The organism is Rhodanobacter lindaniclasticus (assembly GCF_004799035.1).
GTDB classification, from domain to species: Bacteria; Pseudomonadota; Gammaproteobacteria; order Xanthomonadales; family Rhodanobacteraceae; genus Rhodanobacter; species Rhodanobacter lindaniclasticus.
Window position 1 is genome coordinate 1 of sequence record NZ_MWIO01000106.1, and the last position, 603, is coordinate 603.

General features: G+C 71.3%; 2 protein-coding genes. Both read left to right on the forward strand.

Annotated features, from left to right (window positions below; genetic code table 11):
- A partial coding sequence (locus B1991_RS18925) for a GntR family transcriptional regulator (protein ID WP_210772180.1) occupies positions 1–298 on the forward strand: 298 nt, incomplete at its 5' end.
- On the forward strand, positions 273–603 hold a 331-nt coding region (locus B1991_RS18930), incomplete at its 3' end, for an aminotransferase-like domain-containing protein (protein ID WP_425466718.1). The genes B1991_RS18925 and B1991_RS18930, both read left to right, overlap by 26 nt.

Sequence of the window (603 nt, forward strand, 5' to 3'; positions counted from 1 at the left end):
GGCCTACATCGCGCTCGCCGATGCCATCGCCGACGACATCGACGCGCAGCGCCTGCTGCCCGAGCAACGCCTGCCGCCGTTGCGCACGCTGGCGCGCGAGCTCGACCTCAACTTCACGACCGTGGCGCGCGGCTACGCCGAGGCGCAGCAGCGAGGGCTGATCGACTCGCGCGTGGGGCAGGGCAGCTTCGTGCGCACGGCGCAGGGGTCGATCGCGCCGCTGGCGCCCAAGGTCCGTTCGCAGGCGGTCGTGGGACTGGGCGACATGACGAGTGAACAGGCCGCCCGAGCCCACTGACGAGGCCCTGCGCGAACGATTCCGGCGCGGCTTCGCGAGCCTGGACGTCAGCGATCCGAATGCGCTGCTGCGCTACCACGAGTTCGGTGGTGCACCCGAGGATCGCGAGGCGGGCGCGGCGTGGCTGTCGGAACGCATCCCGGGCCTGTCACCGCAACGTGTGCTGGTCTGCCCCGGCATCCAGTCGGGACTGCTGGCCCTGCTCGCCGTGCTGGCGCGTCCCGGCGAGACGATCTGCTGCGAGGCCATCACCTATCCCGGTTTGAAGGGCCTGGCCTCGCAGCTCGGTATCCGCCTGCATGGCC